The 19,607-nt window shown below is 30.6% G+C and carries 13 protein-coding genes and 1 tRNA gene; 1 reads left to right on the top strand and 13 read right to left on the bottom strand.

What is annotated here, in order from left to right:
- Positions 1-23: 23 nt before the first annotated feature.
- From H0I27_RS03740 to H0I27_RS03695, 10 genes are all read right to left on the bottom strand, one after another.
- Positions 24-2,087: an amidohydrolase family protein gene (locus H0I27_RS03740; protein WP_218732565.1), complete on the bottom strand. Its 2,064-nt coding sequence runs from the start codon at positions 2,085-2,087 to the stop codon at positions 24-26.
- A 42-nt stretch (positions 2,088-2,129) separates the two neighbouring features.
- Entirely contained in the window at positions 2,130-3,251 is a 1,122-nt protein-coding gene (locus tag H0I27_RS03735; RefSeq protein WP_218732564.1) for a VCBS repeat-containing protein, read from the bottom strand.
- Positions 3,252-3,330: 79 nt separating this feature from the next.
- A complete protein-coding gene (locus tag H0I27_RS03730) occupies positions 3,331-4,485 on the bottom strand; it encodes a dipeptidase (protein WP_218732563.1) in 1,155 nt (384 codons plus the stop codon).
- A gap of 159 nt (positions 4,486-4,644) precedes the next feature.
- On the bottom strand, positions 4,645-6,054 hold the full coding sequence (locus H0I27_RS03725) for a RagB/SusD family nutrient uptake outer membrane protein (protein ID WP_218732562.1): 1,410 nt from the start codon (positions 6,052-6,054) through the stop codon (positions 4,645-4,647).
- 15 nt (positions 6,055-6,069) lie between these two features.
- Entirely contained in the window at positions 6,070-9,366 is a 3,297-nt protein-coding gene (locus tag H0I27_RS03720) for a TonB-dependent receptor (protein WP_218732561.1), read from the bottom strand.
- Positions 9,367-9,533: 167 nt separating this feature from the next.
- The gene (locus tag H0I27_RS03715) at positions 9,534-10,598 is read right to left on the bottom strand and encodes a FecR family protein (protein ID WP_218732560.1); all 1,065 of its coding nucleotides are present in this window, start codon (positions 10,596-10,598) and stop codon (positions 9,534-9,536) included.
- A 100-nt stretch (positions 10,599-10,698) separates the two neighbouring features.
- Positions 10,699-11,394, bottom strand: a complete 696-nt coding sequence (locus tag H0I27_RS03710) for an RNA polymerase sigma factor (protein WP_218732559.1) — start codon at positions 11,392-11,394, stop codon at positions 10,699-10,701.
- Between the two features lie 303 nt (positions 11,395-11,697).
- A tRNA-Ser gene (locus H0I27_RS03705) sits at positions 11,698-11,784 on the bottom strand.
- Positions 11,785-11,789: 5 nt separating this feature from the next.
- Entirely contained in the window at positions 11,790-12,317 is a 528-nt protein-coding gene (gene rimM / locus H0I27_RS03700; protein WP_218732558.1) for a ribosome maturation factor RimM, read from the bottom strand.
- A gap of 19 nt (positions 12,318-12,336) precedes the next feature.
- Positions 12,337-12,873 (bottom strand): 30S ribosomal protein S16, encoded by a 537-nt coding sequence (locus H0I27_RS03695; RefSeq protein WP_218732557.1) that lies wholly within the window; start codon positions 12,871-12,873, stop codon positions 12,337-12,339.
- A gap of 352 nt (positions 12,874-13,225) precedes the next feature.
- Here H0I27_RS03695 and H0I27_RS03690 point away from each other — a divergent pair, with 352 nt between their 5' ends.
- Complete coding sequence (locus H0I27_RS03690; RefSeq protein ID WP_218732556.1) at positions 13,226-13,855, top strand: Crp/Fnr family transcriptional regulator; 630 nt, start codon at positions 13,226-13,228, stop codon at positions 13,853-13,855.
- 107 nt (positions 13,856-13,962) lie between these two features.
- Here the strand turns inward: H0I27_RS03690 and H0I27_RS03685 are convergent, their stop codons facing one another.
- The 3 genes from H0I27_RS03685 to H0I27_RS03675 all read right to left on the bottom strand — a co-directional run bounded on the left by H0I27_RS03685 (position 13,963) and on the right by H0I27_RS03675 (position 19,260).
- Positions 13,963-14,997, bottom strand: a complete 1,035-nt coding sequence (locus H0I27_RS03685; protein WP_218732555.1) for an alkaline phosphatase D family protein — start codon at positions 14,995-14,997, stop codon at positions 13,963-13,965.
- A 13-nt stretch (positions 14,998-15,010) separates the two neighbouring features.
- Complete coding sequence (locus H0I27_RS03680) at positions 15,011-16,012, bottom strand: endonuclease/exonuclease/phosphatase family protein (RefSeq protein ID WP_254713139.1); 1,002 nt, start codon at positions 16,010-16,012, stop codon at positions 15,011-15,013.
- A gap of 74 nt (positions 16,013-16,086) precedes the next feature.
- Positions 16,087-19,260 carry a carboxypeptidase regulatory-like domain-containing protein gene (locus H0I27_RS03675; RefSeq protein ID WP_218732554.1) on the bottom strand — a complete coding sequence of 1,058 codons (3,174 nt, stop codon included), beginning with the start codon at positions 19,258-19,260 and terminating at the stop codon, positions 16,087-16,089.
- Positions 19,261-19,607 lie beyond the last annotated feature (347 nt).

Raw genomic sequence — 19,607 nt, 5'->3', positions numbered from 1 at the left:
TTATAAAATTTTAAATCCTAAAATTATTCTGCCGGTTTAAAATCGGCTGCTTTCCATAACGGATTACTTTTATAATAATTTCCATTAGTAACTACTGCAGAAACAGTTCTTATGTTAGAAATATCTAACAAAGGGTTTTTGTCTAAAATAGCAATATCACCTTCTTTTCCTATTTCTAAAGTTCCTGTTTTATCCCCTAACCCCATTGCTGTTGCCGGTACAATTGTAGCTGTTTTTATAGCTTCTAACGGTGTCATTCCTCCGTATTTCTGATATGTTTCTAACTCTAAATACAAACCAAAAACGGGTACAATATTATCTGTCCCTGCAACAATTGGCACTCCTGCCTTATAAAATTGACCAAGAATTCCCATTGCTTTTATATAATCTGCTTTTGCAGTTTCTGCTCTTTTTGCAGATAAACCTGTTCTAAATCTTTTCCCTTCAAATAATTCATACGCTATCCTATCAGAAAATGGTTCTATGGCTTCTAAAACAGATCCTTTAGTCATTGCTCTTGCTACATCTAGAGCAATTGTTGGATCTAAAACTGTTTTATGCTTTAATAGATAAGCAATAGCTTCGTCTATTTGTTTCTGCGAAATATCATTTTCATTAATATAATAACTACCTAATTCCTTAACTGTTTTACCAGGAAATAATACCGTTAAAATTCTAGACCTATGACTTAACATATCCATTCCTGCATCAATAGCACCACGTGCGTTACCAATTTCTTTTGGCACATGACCTGTAATAGACATACCTCTTTTATGTCCTTCTTCTGCCAATACTTTTGTTAATTCTGAACTTACTGAAGAGTAAATTTTTATTTGTTTGTATCCGTTAGAAAAATATAAATCTGCTACTTTTTTTGCTTCTTCAACAGTTCTTGCTCTTACAACTCCGTTACCTTGTATTCCGGCTCCATCTGTCATACCTGCTAATAAAATATCTGGTCCAATTGCGCCTTCTTTTGCAATGGCATCTCTAAATGATGTTGCAAATTCTAGCTCATTTCCGTTATCACGAATTGTCGTAACACCACCTGCTAAATATGCTGGTGCCCAATCTACTTGATTAGAATGCGCATGCATATCCCACAAACCAGGAATTAATATTTTTCCTTTTACATCAATAACTTCTGCTCCTTCAGGAATTTCCACTTCAGAACGTTTTCCTATTTTAGAAATCGTTCCGTCTGTAATAATTAAAGTCATATCCTCTTTAGCAGTGTTGCTAAGTCCATCTACAATATTTCCACCAACAAATGCTTTTACTTTTGCTTGAGTACCTTTTAAATCTTTAGTGAATTTTGATAATGCAGCCATTTCTTCTTCTACATTTCCTTGTACAAAAAATGGTTTTGCTTCTTCGTAACCTTCTTTAATATATTCTCTAATTTGTGTATTTGCCTTAACAAGTGCCACTAAATTATTTACTTCATCTACCCAAATAGTTCTTCCTCCCCAATTAATACCTTCTACAACATATCTTTTTAAAGGTACTTTTTCACCTTTAATTTGTACGGTATCTTTTTGAATAAAATTCATGGTAATTTCTCCTCTTGGTAAAGTAGGAATACTTCCTGTACCGCCTTGTTTAAAATAATATTGATATAACATCATTTCTACACCTGCAGGAATATTACTATGAACTGGAAAAAAATCTCTATTTTCCTTTTTTACAAAATCTCTATTTTTTTCCCAAACAGAAATTCCATCAGCAGTTTTTTTAACTTCTAAATTAACAATTGTATCATTTTTTGTAATACGTCTATTTCTGTAAGAAGAAGGATTTAAATTTATATCTAAATGTAACTCTGCTTCTACTCCTGTAATTCTACCTCTTTCGTTTTCTCCTTGAAGTGATTTTACAATAATTGAATCTTTCGTTGATGTAATAGAATAGGTTTCTTTACCAATTAAAGATTGTCTTCTATATACCAAGAAAGCGCCTTTTTCGTTTATGTTTTCCCATTTTGATGGAGTACTTGTAGAACATCCTGTAACTAAAAGCAGCACACCTAATTTTAATAAGTAACCTGCCTGTTTCATTTTATGCTTTGATTTATTTTTATATATCATTTTATATTTTTTAAGAGTTATAAATATCAATCTTGATTAAAATCAAGGAAATTTTGGAGTGAATTTATTAAAGTAAAATTGATTTAATTCGCCTGAATTACTTTCTATAATATCTAGTTTTTTATCACCATTTAAATCAAACGTTAGAATATCATATGTACTAAATTTCTCGTCATTTAACTGAATTTTAGTCCAACTTGTGCCGTTATTAGAATTGATAAAAACATTATTTGGTGACCCTGTATTTCCTATAATAATATCTGTTTCTCCATCACCATTTAAATCGCCAATAGATAAAGAATATGATTTATCTGAACTTGCGTCAAAAACAATTTTACGATTATAAATCCCTGCTTTACTTCCAAAATAAATAACGTTAGGCTCACCAATATTTACAGTAATAATATCTTTGTAACCATCTTTATCAATATCTAAAACAGCTACAGATCTTGTAACATCATTACCTGTACCGTAAGCTATTTTTTTACTAAACTTTAAATTACCATCGTTTAGGTAGACGTAATTTGGTTGATCATCTCTATTTGCTAAAATCAAATCTAAATATCCATCACCATTCATATCAGCAACCTCAACATCTATGGTAGAATCTTTTTTGTTTCCGAAACCAATAACTTCTGTAAAAACACCTTTTCCGTTATTTAAACAAATTTCGTTTTCTCTACCTCTATTAGTAATCAATATATCTTTATCGCCATCGTTATCTAAATCTGCAACAACAATATTTCTAGTAGGTCTGTATTTACCTCCAAAAGATGCTCCTTTGATAAAATTTCCCTTTCCATCATTTATAAAAATAAAATTAGGAGCCATATCGTTACCAACAGCAATATCTAAATCTCCATCTCCATCAAAATCTGCAAGCTCTGTAGAATAACTCGTTTCTTGTTCTGTACCTAAGTTTTTAGAAACTGTAAAAATTCCGCGACCATTATTTATAAAGATTTTATTCTGTCCTGGCCAATGCCTACCATTAGCAATAACAACATCTAAATCGCCATCACTATCAATATCACCAATTCCCATAGAAGCTGTTCGTTCTTTATCAATTCCTAAAATGGTTCTACTATTATTTAAGAAATTTGATTTCTGAGCATGGATAGAAAGTACGCAACTAGAAAACGCTGCAAATAAAATATATTTCATAATTTTAGTTATAATTAATTAGAATCTATTACTATAAATAAGCAACTATCTCTATTTATATAGACACAATATTTGTTAATTACGATTTTAAAGTGTCTTTAAAGTACCTTAACCAATTAAGTCCTAATATTTTTTCGATATCTCCTGTACTGTAACCTCTTTTATCTAAAATTTTAGCTACTTGTAAATAACGATCTGGCTTATCTAATTCCGGGATCCAAGGTGGCCATTGTACTTTATACGAAGGTTTAAATTTTGTTAACCTTGGTACATACCAGTTTTCTTTTGTTGCTCCTGTTGCTTGTAAACCTTGTATTGCAAAATCTGCAGCAACACCAACATGATCTATTCCTGCAATTTTAACAACATGATCTATATGATCTACATAAGTTTCTAAGGTTGTTTTTGTACCTAATTCTGGTCCAATCATATACCCCAAACAAATTACTCCCATAATACCACCTTTATCTGCCATGGCTTTTATTTGCGCATCGGTTTTAGATCTTGGATGATTTTTATACAAAGACTCACACATCGTGTGATTAAAACATGCTCCGGTTTTACTAAATTTAATTCCGTCGTTGGTTGTCTCTTTTCCGCAATGCGATAAATCAATCATAATACCAAGTTCGTTCATACGTTCTATGGCTTCAATTCCAAAATCTGATAAACCACAATCTGTACGCTCTGTACTTCCATCACCTAACAAATTTCTTTGATTATAGGTTAATTGAATCCAGCGTGTACCAGCATCATATAAAGTATCGAGGTTTTTTATAGATTTCTCCATCATTGTGGCATTTTGAAATCCGTATAAAACAGCTGTTTTATTTTCTTTTTTAGCTCTGATAAAATCTGCTGCACTTGTTGCTTTTATTAATACATCCGAATTATTTTTAATACGATTATCCCATTCTGTTATATTTTTTAAAGCTGATTTTAAATTTCCAGAAAGTAAAGAGGTACCAAAACCAGAGTATCCCGTTTTTGCTAAAGCATCAAAAGAATCTTTATTCCAACCTTTCGGAATAATAAGTCCATCAATAACCATTGCTTTTTTATACAACTCTTCAATTTTAGTGTCTTGAAGGTTTTTTATCAAATTATTAGATATTTTTTGATTCGGATTAATATCAACAGATTCTAATATTGATGCAAAAGTACTTGCTATCTGAGTAGGAAAAATTGTACCAATTGATAATAGTTTTATTAAATTTCTACGATTTTTTTCCAAAATATTTTATTTTTTATAATTGAATTTACATGAACAGAAAGACACCCAAAACGCTAAGTATATAGAATTCTTGACTGTCATAAGTTAAAGACACACATTGAAAACAACTTTTACTTTTACCAATATGTGTCTTTAATATTTTGGGGGACAATCATATAATTAGTATCCTGGGTTTTGCTCTATATTAGGATTTACATCTGTTTCATCCTGTGGTATTGGCAATATATTGGTATCATCTGCATAAGAAATAAAACAAGCACTAGATGTACAATTTGTTCTTACAATATCTTTTTTTCTTCGCATTAAATCCCATAATCTTTGTCCTTCAAAACAAAGTTCTAATCTTCTTTCTAGAAAAATAGCGTCTATTAAATCATCTCCTGTACTCGTTGTACTTATTGCTGTAGGTAGCGCTCTCTTACGAATTACATCTAAATCTTCTTGAGCTCCAGTAATATCTGTACCTATTTGTGCTCTTGCTTCTGCTCTTATTAAATAAATTTCTGCAAGACGTACAACTTTTACATTATCATACCCCAAAACATGTGAGTATTTGTCTACTCTATAAGGCGCATAATCTCCTGCTAAATTTTCATCTATTACAAAATTCTCCATTCTTACATCGTCTGCGTCATATAAAGAAACAACGTCGTTAGATGGTAAATAATCTCCGTAACCACCTGCTGCTGCAGAAATGTATAAACCAGCAATACCGTTACCTCCTACGTTGTCTGATTCTGTCATAGAAATTTCAAAAATCGATTCAGAAGTATTATCGTTATCCCATAATGTTGCGTAATTGTCATTATCAACCAAACTATAACCTGTATTAATTACATCGGTAGCCATTGCTTCTGCATTTGCCCAATCTTCTTTATACAAATAAACTCTAGACAATAAAGCTTTGACTGATATCGCTGATAATGTACTAGAATTTGAGCTTCTAGAAGTATCACTCATTAAAGATAAAGCCGTTGTCATATCTAAAATCACCTGATTATAAACCTCTTCTACAGTATTTCTTGATGGTTCTAATGTTGGGTCAAACTCTAGGATTAAAGGTACTCCCGCATGACTTGCATCTGATGTAAATGTATAATGTTGCGCAAACAACTTTACCAAATCAAAATAGATTAAACCTCTTAAAGCGTGTGCTTCTCCTAAAATATGTTCTTTACTAGCTTGAGATGATGCTGTAACTTCTACATCAGAATTAATAATATTATTTAAGGCATTATTTGCAAAATACATTCCAGTCCATAAGGCATTTGCCTGACCATCAGATACGTTTTGAACGTGTTCTGCATAGTCTACAATTCTATTTGCTGATAAATTTTGCTTTACATCGTCAGACAAAACATCTGGAACCATAAACATGTATCTACCGTAATAATATGCTCCTTGAATTTCGTCATACACACCTGTAATAGAAGTTTCTAAATCCTCTAAATTTGTAATAGCATCTTCGTTTGCAACTGAAGATTGAGGTGTAAGTTCTAAAAATGATTCTGAACATGATAAGAAGAACCCTACCATAATCAATAGTAATATTTTATTATATTTTTTCATGAGTTTCTTTTTAAATTACAGTTTAATATCTAGTCCTACAGAAATAGTTTTCATCGCTGGCGTTAATCCATTATAGCTCCCGCTTATAGATTGTTCTGGATCTATGTATAAATCTTTATCTTTAGTAAACGTTAATAAGTTTGTACCTCTTGCGTATATTCTTGCAGAACTAAGGTGTAATAATGAAGCTACTTTTTCAGGAACATCATATGCTAGTGTTAAATCTTTTAAACGGATAAAACTACCATCGTACAACCATCTTGTAACATTACCTTGATTACTACCAGATTGTCCTCCCCATTGAAACTTAGGGAATAAAGCATCTGTTTTACCTTCTACCCACCTATTTTCGTAAACATATGTAGCAGTACTTCTTGGTGTTAATCTACCATCTCCTAAAGATCCTTTTGCTCTACTATCAAACAAATAATTACCAGAAGAATACATAAAACCAGCATTTAAGCTAAAGCCTTTGTAAGAAAAAGAAGTATTAAAACCACCGTAAAAATCTGGTGTTGCAGACTTACCTGATAAATAACGCTCTGCATCTCCAATATCATTTGTTATGGTAGTTTCACTAGCATCTGTAAAATATTGTACATCTCCGTTTGTTTGATCTACACCTGCCCAACCATACATATAAAAAGACTGAAAATCTTGTCCTACTTGTCTTCTAAAAGCTCCGCTTGTATAATCTTCATCTAAATCTGTAATTTCATTTTTAATAAAAGTTGTATTAAAACCAACACTCCATCTAAAATCTTTATTATTAATAATGTCTGCATTTAAAGTAATTTCTAAACCTTTATTAGACATAGATCCAAAGTTTTGTGTTAATTCTGTAAACCCTGTTGTTGGAGAAATAGGAACATCTAAAATAAGATCTGAAGATTGTCTATCAAAATACTCTACAGTACCACTAATTTTACCAAAAAGACCAAAATCTAACCCAATATTAAAATTCTCTTGAGTTTCCCATGTAAGTTCTGGATTTGCAAGTTGTTGAGGAGTACCTCCGGGAGAGCCGTCATAATCATCACCATAACCATATAATCCTAAGGAAGCAAAATTACCAATAGCTGCATTACCTGTTAAACCATAAGATGTTCTTAATTTAAGAACATCGATAAAAGAAATATTATTAATAAATTTTTCTTTAAACATATTCCAACTTGCACCTACAGAATAAAATGTTCCGTATCTATTATCTGCACCAAATCTTGAAGATCCATCACGCCTTACACTACCTGAAAGATAATATTTATGATCAAAATTATAGTTACCTCTTAAAAACATAGAGTTAAAAGTATACTCTGTTTTTGTACCAGAAACCGCATATTCTGCTGCTGCAGTACTTAGTGTTTTAACTACATCGTTAGGAAAATCTGAACCTGAAGCAGAAAATGATTCACGTATGGTTTGTTGCGCTTCATAACCTGCTAAAAAGTTAAAATTATGACTATCATTTAATGTTAAACTATAATCTAACGTTTGTGTACCTACCCATGTTTTGTTGGTAGTATTTGCTTCATAAGCATAACCATTTGTATCATATCCGGTTCCATAACGTCTGTTATAATAAGTAGATTCGTTAACGCTTAAAATATCAAAATTCCATTGAGATCTAAATATTAAATTCTTTATAGGAGTGACTGTAAGTACTAAATTATCAATAATTCTACTTGTTTTTGTTTCCCATAAATCGTCTCCACTCAAACTTCCTACAGGATTACTTCCTATTGGAAAATATGCTAAATGATCTGCATTGTATAAACCTTCCTCGTCATAAATAGGAATTAACGGAGATAGCTCTAAAGTACTCTTAAAGGGGTTGTTCCAAGAACCTGCATCTGGTGCAGTTGTAGATGTAATATTTGCAATTGATATGTTATTCGATATTGTTAAATATTTACTTGCTTTATATTCTAAATTAGTTCTACCACTAAATCTAGAAAAATCATATCCTATAATATAACTTCCTTGCTCCATAAAACCACCAGACATAAAGTATTTAACTTTATCGGTAGCTCCTCTTATACTTAAATCATAACTTTGTGTAACTCCAGTTCTTGTTATAGCGTCTAACCAGTTTGTATCTGTAGCTTCACCTGTTGAAGGATCGATTTGTTGTGTATAATAATTATCTAATTGTGTTTGAGCTTCTGCCTCTGTAAGTCCTAAATTTACATAACCTTCAATATATAATTCTTTATACTGAGCTGCATTTAAAGGTTTTAAAATATTTTTTGATGCTTGAGAATTAAACCCTGTTAATGTTTTTAATTCTATAGTTGCTTTACCTGTTTTTCCTTGTTTTGTAGTAATTAAAATAACACCATTTGCACCTCTAGATCCATAAATTGCTGTAGAAGCAGCATCTTTTAAGATACTAATACTCTCAATATCGTTTGGATTGATAGACGCCATTACATTAGAACTGGCTCCATCATTATCATTTGTAGACTGGCTACCTGCTTGAATAGGAATACCATCTATAACATATAAAGGCTCACTAGATGCATTAATAGATCCAATACCTCTAATTCTAATTTCTGTATTTGATCCTGGTGCTCCATCAAGAGCACTTGCTTGTATACCTGCTACTCCACCTCTTAGAGATTGCTCAAAAGAAGATGTTGGCGCCTGTTCTAATTCTGTTCCTTTCATTACTGCAACAGAACCCGTTAATTCTTCTTTTTTTAAAGAACCATAACCAACAATAACCACTTCTTCTAAAGAAGCAGTACTTTCTTCCATTTGAACATCTATAACCGTTTTATCTCCAACTGTTACAGTTTGTTTTATCATACCTATATAAGAAAACTCTAAAACAGCACCAGCTGGTACTTTAATAGAATATTTACCATCAAAATCTGTTTCAGTTCCTGTAGAGGTTCCTTTTACATGAACACTTACACCAGGCAAAGCAAAACCTTCAGATTCTACAACTAAACCATTAACCACCCTTTCTTGTTTTACTTGATTATTAGCTAAAGAAATAGTTGGTTTTTGTTTTGTTTTTTTGACAATAACTTGCTTTCCATCAACCCTATAACTTAAATTGGTTTTTGAAAAAGCTTTATCTAAAATCTTAATAATATTCGCTTCATTAAGTTTTATTGATACTTTTTTATTTGTGTTTAAAACATCATCCTTATAAAAGAACATGTAATCACTTGACCCTTGAATTTCTTCAAAAAATTCTTCTATTGATATTCCTTTTACATCAATATTTATTTTCGTTTGTCCCATCAGCGGATTCATATTACCTGCTGTGATTCCCAAACTAATTAATAATAGAAATAATCTCATAAGTATTAAAATTCCTTTGCGTGAGTTTTTTTTCATATTTTTGTTTTGATTATTAAATTTTGCTGTTCTCTACAGCAATGTGATTAAAATAAGCCAGAAGATGTTGGCGCATCTTCTGGCCTTTTACTAATTCAAATAATAGTAGTTTACTTCATATTTTTTTTTGTTTAATTAATTATTATTTTACCTTCTTCTAAGGTATATTTCATATTTGTACTTGCACTAATATTTTTAACCACTTTATCTATGCTTTCGTTTAAATCTAAATATCCAGAAAACTTTTCTTTAGCTAAATTTTTATTTTTAATATCTACTTTTAAATTATAGTATCTAGAAACTCTATTCATAACATAACTCAAATCATTGTTTTTAAAGATTAAAACGCCATCTCTCCATGAGAAATAATTATTTACGTTTACTTTTTCTGATACAATACCCTTAGTTTCTTTATTATACGTTGCTTTTGTACCAGGTGTAATTTTAATTTTATCTGAATAATGATTTAATTTTGGATCATTATGATAACTAATTTGCACACTTCCGCTTTTTAAAACCGTATTAATTTCTCCTTCTTCCGGATAACTTGTTACTCCAAAAACAGTTCCTAAAACTTTAACCTCCTGCTCTTTAGACATTACAATAAAAGGATGTTTTTTATCATGAGCAACATCAAAAATAGCCTCTCCTTCTAAATACAACTTTCTTCTATCTCCATTAAAAACTACCGGATATATTAATTTAGAACCAGAATTTAACCAAACAATCGTTCCGTCTGAAAGATTTATTTTAGATCGTTTACCATAAGGTATAATAAGTGTATTGTATGCTACTTTACTATTTTTAGAGGTTTCTTGTTCTATTTCGGTATCTTCTCCTATTGTTAATTTTTTTCCTGATTTAGAATAATTTATATTACTATCCTTTTTTTCTATTTTTAAATTTTCTCCATTTCCTAAAACCAATACAACTTCATCAGTTTTATTAAAATCTACCAATTTTGATGTATTTACAAAATCTGTAATTGAGCTATTAGGTTCATTTTGATAACACAAAACAATACCTATCAAAAAAACTAAAGAAAAAGCAAGACTCATTACTAAACCTTTATTTCTTCTATTTCTTTTTCCATAGCTAAGATTATCAATAGAATTAAAAATTTTATTCTTTAAAGCCGTTTTTTCCAATTCTGTAATTGGTAAAATCTTAACTTTATTAGATTCATTAACTTTCATGATCTTTTTATATTCTTTATTATTAGTTTAAAAACTTTATTTGACTGCTATATTATTAATAGCATATTTTCAGTTTTTTATAGACGTTAAAATGTGTTTTTTATAAAAAATAAAAAGATAACTGTAGTAATAAAACACTGAAATTTAATTTTCTTAATACTTTAATTGCTCTATAAACAGACGTTCTGGCAGATTCAATAGAAACCTCCATAATCATAGAAATTTCTTCGTAAGATTTTTCTTGCTCAAATTTTAAACTCAAAACTTTTCTTTGACTATCACTTAAAGTTTTCATTGCACTTCTTAACCTTGAGTTTCTTTCGGAAATACCTTCTTCGGTTATAATGTGTTTCTCACAAGAATCTGAATGCTTTTTATTCATAGCATCAATTTCATAATCAAAATCATCTAAAGAAACAGAAGTGTTTTTTTTATGATACTTTTTATTAATTTTCCTTTTTAAAGATTTAAAAAGATAATACTTAACATTATCTGTTTTAGAAAGCTTGTTTTTGTATTTATATAAGTCTACAAATAAATCGTGGATACAGTCCATAACATAACCTCTATCTTTTGAATGATACATACCATAAGAAAATAATATATTTACGTATCTATTATAAAGCTCTTCTAAAGCTGTTTTTTTACCACTCTTTAATTCCTTCCAAATTAATGCATCCGTTTTTTCTACAGGAAAAATATTACTTTCACTTGTTTCTATTACTTGATTTATCGCAGATGTATTAAGATTGTTTTTTGCTACCAAAGCCAATGCTAATTCTCCATATTCTTGCATAAATTTTACTTTATTTTTTTACTTTATTAAAGTTATTGTAACAACAACACAATATATTAAGCAAACTATTTATCTTTCATAGACCAAATTATCATATAAATATCAAAAAAGATGATATAAAGAAAATAATTAAACAAAAATACCATTTCATTAAAAAATACATATATAAATTATCAAATTGAAACTCATTTTTTTATTCCGCCTAAATTATAAGTAGGTATATTATCTCTTTATAAAAACAAAAAAAAGTTCCATGTACTTAAACATAGAACCTTTAAAACGTAAGCTATAAATACTTTTCAGTAGAGAGGAAGGGATTCGAACCCTCGGTACCGTTACCAGTACACTACCTTTCCAAGGTAGCTCTTTCGACCACTCAGACACCTCTCTTTATTTTAAGACAAATACAAATCAATCAACCCCTCTGGAGTATCTACTTGAATTGTTTTGTTCTCTCTATCTACTTTTTTGATAAAATCATCTACCATCGGAATAAAAATCTCTGTTCCATTCCTGTCAATTTCAAAAAGCGGTTGCGCTGCTTTGTCGTTTATATGAACAATTTGCCCAACTTCTCCAAAATTAGCATCAACAACTGTAAAACCAATTACTTCATGATAGTAAAATTTGTCACCCGTTAATTCTGGCAACATTGTATTTGGTAAATAAACACCACATTTTAAGATAGAATCTGCTTCTTCATCAGAATAAACATCTTCAAACTGAACACGTAACTGATTTCCTTTGTGTAATGAACTTTTATCAATAAAAAATGGAACCAAGTTTGTGCCGAATTCGACATAAACTGATTCCATTTCTGTATACAACTCAGGCTCGTCGGTATCTAATTTGATAACAACTTCACCTTTAAAACTATATTTTGTAACGATTTTGCCTAAATAAAAACAATCTTCTTTACGCATCTTCGTAATAATTTATAATTTATTCTGCTGCTTTTGCTGCTGCATCATCAATAGTTTCTGGAGCCTCTTCAGCCTCAGCAACAACCTCTTCTGCTACTTCTTCAACAACTGGTTTAGCTGCTTCAATTCTTGCTTCATTTACTGCTTTTTCTGCTGCCAATGCTGCTGCTTTCGCCTCAGATTGTGCTTTAGATAAACCAGCTTCTTTATCAGAAATCTTAGTAGCTTTTGCTTCTACCCACGCTGCAAATTTTGCATCTGCTTGCTCTTGAGTTAAAGCACCTTTTCTTACACCACCAGCTAAATGATTCTTTAACATAGCACCTTTGTAAGATAAAATGTTTTTTGCAGTATCAGTTGGTTGTGCACCATTTTGTAACCAAGTTACAGCTAAATCTACATCTAAATCAATAATTGCAGGGTTAGCGTTAGGATTGTAAGTACCTATTTTTTCTAAGTATTTACCATCTCTTTTTGCACGAGCATCAGCGGCAACGATCCAATAGAATGGTTTCCCTTTTTTACCGTGTCTTTGTAATCTAATCTTTACAGACATAATTTGTTAATTTGTTAAGGTTCTCGACCTTTATTATTAAAAATCTCACTATCTCGTAGTAAGTGGGCGCAAAAGTACAAAACCTTTTTTAAACTAAAACGCTAAATATCAATATTTTTTAGGCCGTTACTACAAGGGATGGGCTTTCACTACTCGCTTCCCATAAAAAAATGTGAGAGAGCTCAAACATAGAGCCTGTCTTGAGCGTAGTCGAAAGGCTCTATCCTTAAAGCAGTACTCTATATCATTTATTAAAATTTATATTTCCAGAAAAAACTTAACATGTTAAATAATGATTGCTTAACATTCCTATTTAATTAAACATGTATTTTTATTTATTAAACCCTTTTATATGCTTACCATTAATAGACCAAATAATAACGGTTATGAAAATTTCGACCTATTTTCTGAAATAAATAATTCAAACATTCAATTCCATAAAGAACATATACTTGAAATAAACGTAAAAAAAAATGGATATATATATTTGCCACCAAATAAAGAAAATTACATATACGAAGTTATCCAAGGTGCGGTAAAACTTGGTGGATACTCAGACAATGGAGAAAGTTTTGTTTATGAAGTTTTACCTCACACAGAGTTTTTTGGCAACTTTAAATACCTTAATGGTCAGTTTCAAGAATATGCTAAAGCAATCGTAGATTGTAAAATTAGAGTATACAATTTAGATTTTTTTAAAGCAACTGTATTAACAAACCCTTTTCTTTCTAACTGGTTTATTTCTTACCTAGTAAAACGATGGTGTTCTGCAGAAGTAAAATTAAAAAACATTAAAGAAAAACATGTTAAAGAAAGAATAGCTTCTCTTCAAAATCATTATAATGTTCCTATAGAGGATGTAAATGGTAAATCTTATATTTTATTTAACCTATTAACAAAACAGGATATGGGTGACCTTATCGGGGTCACCCGTCAAACTGTTGCTTCTATTATACAGAAAGAAAAGCAATTAATTTTTTAAAATTCCTAGAAACAAAGTAACATCATAGATTTCGTGTTCTACAAAAAAAGGCTAGTTATAAGGATTATATGCAAATAGCATATTACTTATAAGACCTTTATAAATTATTACAGAGGGTAAATTTGTTCTATTTTTTGTTGTAACGTGGCATCTCCACGCATTTCCATCTGAACCTTTTTTTCATCAAAATTAATTTTTAACACCCCAAAACTTTTTGTAGAAATAACTTTACCTACTCTTGCCGGATTGTATTCTTTTGTAAAATTCTCACTTGCATGTGTCATTCCACTAGATGTAAAATCAATTAAAGGGTAAGTTAATCCGCTAACTTCTTCTTTAGAAAACTCAGATATATGACGATCTCCAGACAATAGAATAACGTTATTAGCTTTTGAAGATACGATTACATCCAGTAGTTTTTTACGTTCTAACGGAAAGTTTGCCCACTTTTCATAGGGATGTTTTTCTGCAATTACCTGTACACTACTTAAAATAATATTAAATTCTGCAGATGAATTAACCAACTCACTTTCTAACCAAGCCCATTGCTGCTCACCTAAAATAGTACGACTCTCTTGATCACCGTTTACACTTTTTTTGCTAATACTTGTTCTAAAATAACGAGTATCTAATAAAATAACTTTTACAGACCCTTTAGCTGTTTCTATAACTTCAGAATGATACACTCCTTCTCTTTTTCTTCTAGGAGAATTTTTATCAACTTCTAAAAAATCCAATAATAGTTCCTGACTTTTTTCTTTTTTAGGATATTCTAAACCTGCATCATTAGCTCCAAAATCATGATCATCCCAAGTTCCCAAAACCTTAGTTTCTTTTAAAAGGTTTACATATCCTTTTTGCTTTTTTTGAAGATTATAATCTGCTTCCATTTTATCCATATTCTCTGTGTCTGCATAAATAATATCTCCTCCCCACAACCATACATCTGGATTTAATTCAGCAATATCATCCCACAACAGATTCGTTTGATCTGGTTTATTACAAGAGCCAAAAGTAAGTACAAAATCTGCTGCTTTTTCTTTTGTTGACTGCTTAAAATAAGTTTTATCTTCACTTGATTTAGAAGTTGTTTTACATGATAAAACTGTAAAAAAAGCAAGTACTATAATAATTTTTTTCATTTTTTAAACTTTTTTATTTAATTATAAATGTTGTGGTTACTGGTAAATGATCACTAATTTCTCTCATTTTTTTAGGTACAAAAAGTTGGGGGACTTCCGCTGAATTTTCTTTATATTCTTTATACATATTGGTATTCATCAATATATAGTCTAATCTTCGTTTAGGATCATCAGAAGTATGTGTCATTACTGTTTCGGGTAATGGGTCTATAAACTTCTCTCTCTTTACTTTTTCATTTAAAAAAAGATTAATTTCTTCGCTACCTTGTACACTATTAAAATCTCCTACTATTAAAATATTTTTGTTTTTGTCTTCTTTTAAGAATCGCTTATACTGCTGTTTCAGAAAATTAATCTGACCTTTTCTCATGGCTATATTTCGTTCTCCTCTACCTGCTTTTAAATGAACCCCGGTAAGTAAAAAATTATAATCTGAACTAGGATATACTTCTATAGACCACATTCTAGTATTTAAAGTGTTTTGTGTTTCTAATTGTCCTTCTTCATTTTTATATTCTAAAAGAGGTGTTGTTACATTTCCATAACCATAAATAATACCTAACGGAAATTTACTCATAACAACTACATTCATATACCAACCATGGCTAGGAACGTCTGCAAAATATACATACCCCATATTTTGCAAATTTTCATCAGCAATACTTCTTAAAAATTTTGCACTTTCAAATTCTTGTAATACAACTACATCTGCATCTATTTTTTTTAAAGCAGTTACTAAATTGGCTACTTTATTATTCATTAAAGAATCGGGGCTATTTTCTCTTTTAGAATCGATATAAGGATCATCAAAAGAGTCTACAAAATGCTCTACGTTCCAAGAAAGGACTTTAAAACTTTCTTTTTTAGGGAAAATGTAATCAGAAGGAATTACTTCTCCGCTTTCTTTTGCTACATAACTTTTCTCAGAAAAAGAAGCATCTTTTTCTATTAAATTCTTAGAACCTCCACAACTTATTAAAATTAAGAAGACTAAAATGTATATACTATTTTTCATAAATTATACTATTAAAAAAAAGGGTTTGATAGAGAAATATCAAACCCTAAAATAAAAACTAAACAAACTATTTTTTAATTAAACGAATATCTTACACCAAACTGCAATCTCCAAGGAGTTCCGTTTATTGGTTCTGTACCAGCACCTGTTTGTATATTGTATTCGTAGCTATTTGTTGATTGATCAAATCCATTAATATTCATAAAACTTCTGTTTCCAAAATTATGGCTGCGTCCCCACTCTTTATTTAATAAGTTCATAAAGTTAAAAACGTCTGCAGATATTTCTAAAGCATGCTTTGGGTTTAAAAAACTAAACTTTTTTACAAGACGAAGATCTACTGTTGCACTAAAAGGATTTTTTCCGCCGTTTCTTTCTGCAAAACTTCCATAACTTTCTTTTAAATAATCTTTAAATCCTTGAGAAGTTTCTGGATCGTTTAATACTTCATTATAACTATCTTTAATATATTGAGGCGTACTTGCATCATCTGGATTAAAAATATATGCAATTTCATTACTTAAATTAAAGTCTCCATTTGCACTTCTATTTCCACCTGCCTCTAAAGAATATCTTGTACCTCCTGTACCCACAATTGTTGCTCCTAAAGTAAATCCTTTCCAAGTTGGTGTTGCCCCGTTTACGACAATTTTAGTGTCAAAATGATTATCAGAATAACCATAATTTAAATCTCGAGGATCTCCTTTAACAGGAAGAAAAGTAGACGTATTAGCAACACAACAGTTGTATGAAGAATTGTCTTTAGAACGATTTACAGTAAAACTTGCATTTACATAACCATCTTTTCCTATTCTTGCAGAACCATCGACTACTAAAGCAAGATTATCTAAGATACCATCAGATGTTAATACTAAAGTTCTACCTACTAAATCTGATTCTCTAGACTCTGTCCAATCTGTACTTCCGTTTGCAGAAATTGTATTTGCAGGCACAAAAACCTCTCTGCCTTGTGGCGTTACAAAATAAGGTTCTGCTACTAAATTTGCTTCTTGGTATACATAGTTATTTTTAGTATGACTAAAAACAGCGTTTACTCCTAAACTATATCTATCTCCAAAAAAGTGCGTATAATTTACGTTTGCCTTATAAATGGTTGGTACTTCAAAATCTGGGCTTACCGCATTTATGGTAGAAAATGGAGTTACTCCTGCCGGAACACCAGGCACAGTACTTGGGTCATTTCTATACCCTTCAAAATCTGGTGTTGGTACATTTGCACCTGTAACATCAATAGCTCCTAATAAAGTTCCACTATTCTGAATATTATTAACTTGTGCATAATAATGCGGTTGAGAAGTAAAGACACCTCCACCAATTTTTAAAATATCAGTATCATTTCCTTCAATATTCCAAGTTAATTGAACTCTTGGTTGAATATTATCAAAATCCTCTGGTTTTACATCGGTACGAATTCCTAATTCTTGATCCACTAAAGGATTATATTCTGCATCATCTAAAAATGCTGTTGCATCATAACGGATACCTGCCGCAAGATTTAAATTAGGATTTACATCAAATTCTACCTGAGCAAAAAGTGATAAATCTAAAACAGTTTGTTTCACTAAAGAAGAGCCTTGTAAAGGCACTTCTCTTGCATATCTAGAAGCGTTTAAGTTTTCGAAATCATCTAAAGAATCAAAGAAAAAACGACCATTTTGCTCATTAGATAATTGCGTTTCTAAGTAGGTAATTAAGTTATCTGTACCAAACGTAAAGTTAAATTTACCTGCACTAAGATATGTTGTGTTTGAAATTTGAAGCTGATTTTCTAAATTAGTTTCTGGTGAATAACGTTGTCCTCCTAATTGTACAGTTCTATTACTGCTATTGCCATTTGGTAAAACAGATTCTACTTGCACAATTGCTCTTGGTATATTTTGTGACGGCAATTCTGAATTAGGTGCAAAAATACGTTCTGCATGTTGGTATTGAACTTTAAACTCATTCGTTACACTCGATGAAAAAGCAGAACGCAATGACAGAAACATGCTATTTTCTTTTGATTCAAAATCAGAATAAGACTCTGCAACTTCTATATTAGAATTATCACTTACACTTAAAGGATTGTCCCACTTATTATATAAGTTTCTAAAAGTTAATCTATGCTTATCGTTAATTTGCCAATCTAATCTAAAAAATAAATTATTAGCTTCTGTTACTCTATCAAATTGCCCAACTTGCTGAGAATCACTTAAACCATATTTATCTCTACCTATTTGTAAAAAACGATTTAAACTTTCTTCTGAAATTCTTAAATTATTTGCATCGTTATCACTTTGTATGTTTGCAATAAATTGAGGGTCTCCTGCATCTTGTCTTTCATAAACTAAGAAAAAATGCAACTTATCTTTAATTATTGGACCTCCTAAACTAAAACCAGATTGAGAGTTATAAAAATCTGCTTCTCTATCTTGTCCTTGTATTGTATATTGACTTTGAAGATTGTCTGCTCTGTGATAAAAGAAAGCACTCCCTTCAAACTCATTCGTACCAGATTTTGTTACAGAAGTAATAGAACCACCACCTTGGCGACCTTGACTTACATCATAATCATTTGTAGAAACCTCAAATTCTCTAATAGCTTCTTGAGAAATCGTATAAGGACCTTTACCAACCTCACCTGCTGTAAGTGTATTTCTAAAATTAACACCATCAATAGTTACATTTGTAGACGTTCTTCTTTGACCTCCTAAATTTAGACTTCCAGCTCCTTGCAAAGGAGACAAACTAGTTAGTCTTGTAAAATTTCTTCCTTCAGATGGTAAGTTTTTAATTTGAACTTCTCCAATTTTTGTTGAAGCTCCCATTTGCTGAATACGTTTTGCCAAACCATTAGAAGAAATAACAATTTCATCTAAAGAGGTAGCAGATTCTTGTAAAACAAAATCAACCGTTAAGGCATCATTTAAGTTTAATAAAAAACCTTTATGAACTACATCTGTAAAACCTAAATATTTTGCAGTTACAGAATAAGGACCTCCTAAAGGTAATTGCTGAATTTTGTAACTTCCAGTTTCACTTGTTGTAGCACCAGAACTAAATCCTGTAGAAGTATTTTTAACAATTACGGTAGCTCCCATTAAAGGCTCTCCACTTTTGTCTGTAATAACTCCTTTTACGGAAGCATTTGTTGCTTGCCCAAAAGAATGATGAATGTTAAAAAACAATACCCCAAAAGTAATCATCATACTAATGGTTAAACGATTTTTTACTACTGATAATTTCATAAGTTAAATTAGTTTTAATAAGCATCAAAACTATACTTGGCAAGACAATCATTAATGTTAAGTATTAACATTGATTTAGATTTAATATTAATTTAAACGTTTCTTAATATTGAAAAAAGTAATTATCGTCGTCCGATTTTAACCTAAGACACCTATAAAACCTACATAAAACAACAAGTCTTTATTAAATATTAGAAATGAAAATATTTTTTACTACTTATATAAATAGTATATGAGTTAAAATCAAAATCTTATGAACTCATAGCCCTCTCTAATATTTTATAGTTTTGTATCAGATGCTAAACAATACACATCTTAAAACAAGCTATTGGAATTTTAAAATGAAA

The organism is Polaribacter sp. HaHaR_3_91, from assembly GCF_019278525.1.
In the GTDB taxonomy this organism is placed as follows: domain Bacteria; phylum Bacteroidota; class Bacteroidia; order Flavobacteriales; family Flavobacteriaceae; genus Polaribacter.
This window is presented reverse-complemented; position numbering and strand designations above follow the sequence as displayed.

Excerpts from the sequence above, each read along its gene's own strand:
- H0I27_RS03740 (WP_218732565.1), bottom strand. The coding sequence starts at position 2,087 with ATGATATATAAAAATAAATCAAAGCATAAAATGAAACAGGCAGGTTAC.
- H0I27_RS03735 (WP_218732564.1), bottom strand. The coding sequence starts at position 3,251 with ATGAAATATATTTTATTTGCAGCGTTTTCTAGTTGCGTACTTTCTATC.
- H0I27_RS03725 (WP_218732562.1), bottom strand. The coding sequence starts at position 6,054 with ATGAAAAAATATAATAAAATATTACTATTGATTATGGTAGGGTTCTTC.
- H0I27_RS03720 (WP_218732561.1), bottom strand. The coding sequence starts at position 9,366 with ATGAGATTATTTCTATTATTAATTAGTTTGGGAATCACAGCAGGTAAT.
- H0I27_RS03715 (WP_218732560.1), bottom strand. The coding sequence starts at position 10,598 with ATGAAAGTTAATGAATCTAATAAAGTTAAGATTTTACCAATTACAGAA.
- H0I27_RS03710 (WP_218732559.1), bottom strand. The coding sequence starts at position 11,394 with ATGCAAGAATATGGAGAATTAGCATTGGCTTTGGTAGCAAAAAACAAT.
- rimM (WP_218732558.1), bottom strand. The coding sequence starts at position 12,317 with ATGCGTAAAGAAGATTGTTTTTATTTAGGCAAAATCGTTACAAAATAT.
- H0I27_RS03695 (WP_218732557.1), bottom strand. The coding sequence starts at position 12,873 with ATGTCTGTAAAGATTAGATTACAAAGACACGGTAAAAAAGGGAAACCA.
- H0I27_RS03690 (WP_218732556.1), top strand. The coding sequence starts at position 13,226 with ATGCTTACCATTAATAGACCAAATAATAACGGTTATGAAAATTTCGAC.
- H0I27_RS03685 (WP_218732555.1), bottom strand. The coding sequence starts at position 14,997 with ATGAAAAAAATTATTATAGTACTTGCTTTTTTTACAGTTTTATCATGT.
- H0I27_RS03680 (WP_254713139.1), bottom strand. The coding sequence starts at position 16,012 with ATGAAAAATAGTATATACATTTTAGTCTTCTTAATTTTAATAAGTTGT.
- H0I27_RS03675 (WP_218732554.1), bottom strand. The coding sequence starts at position 19,260 with ATGAAATTATCAGTAGTAAAAAATCGTTTAACCATTAGTATGATGATT.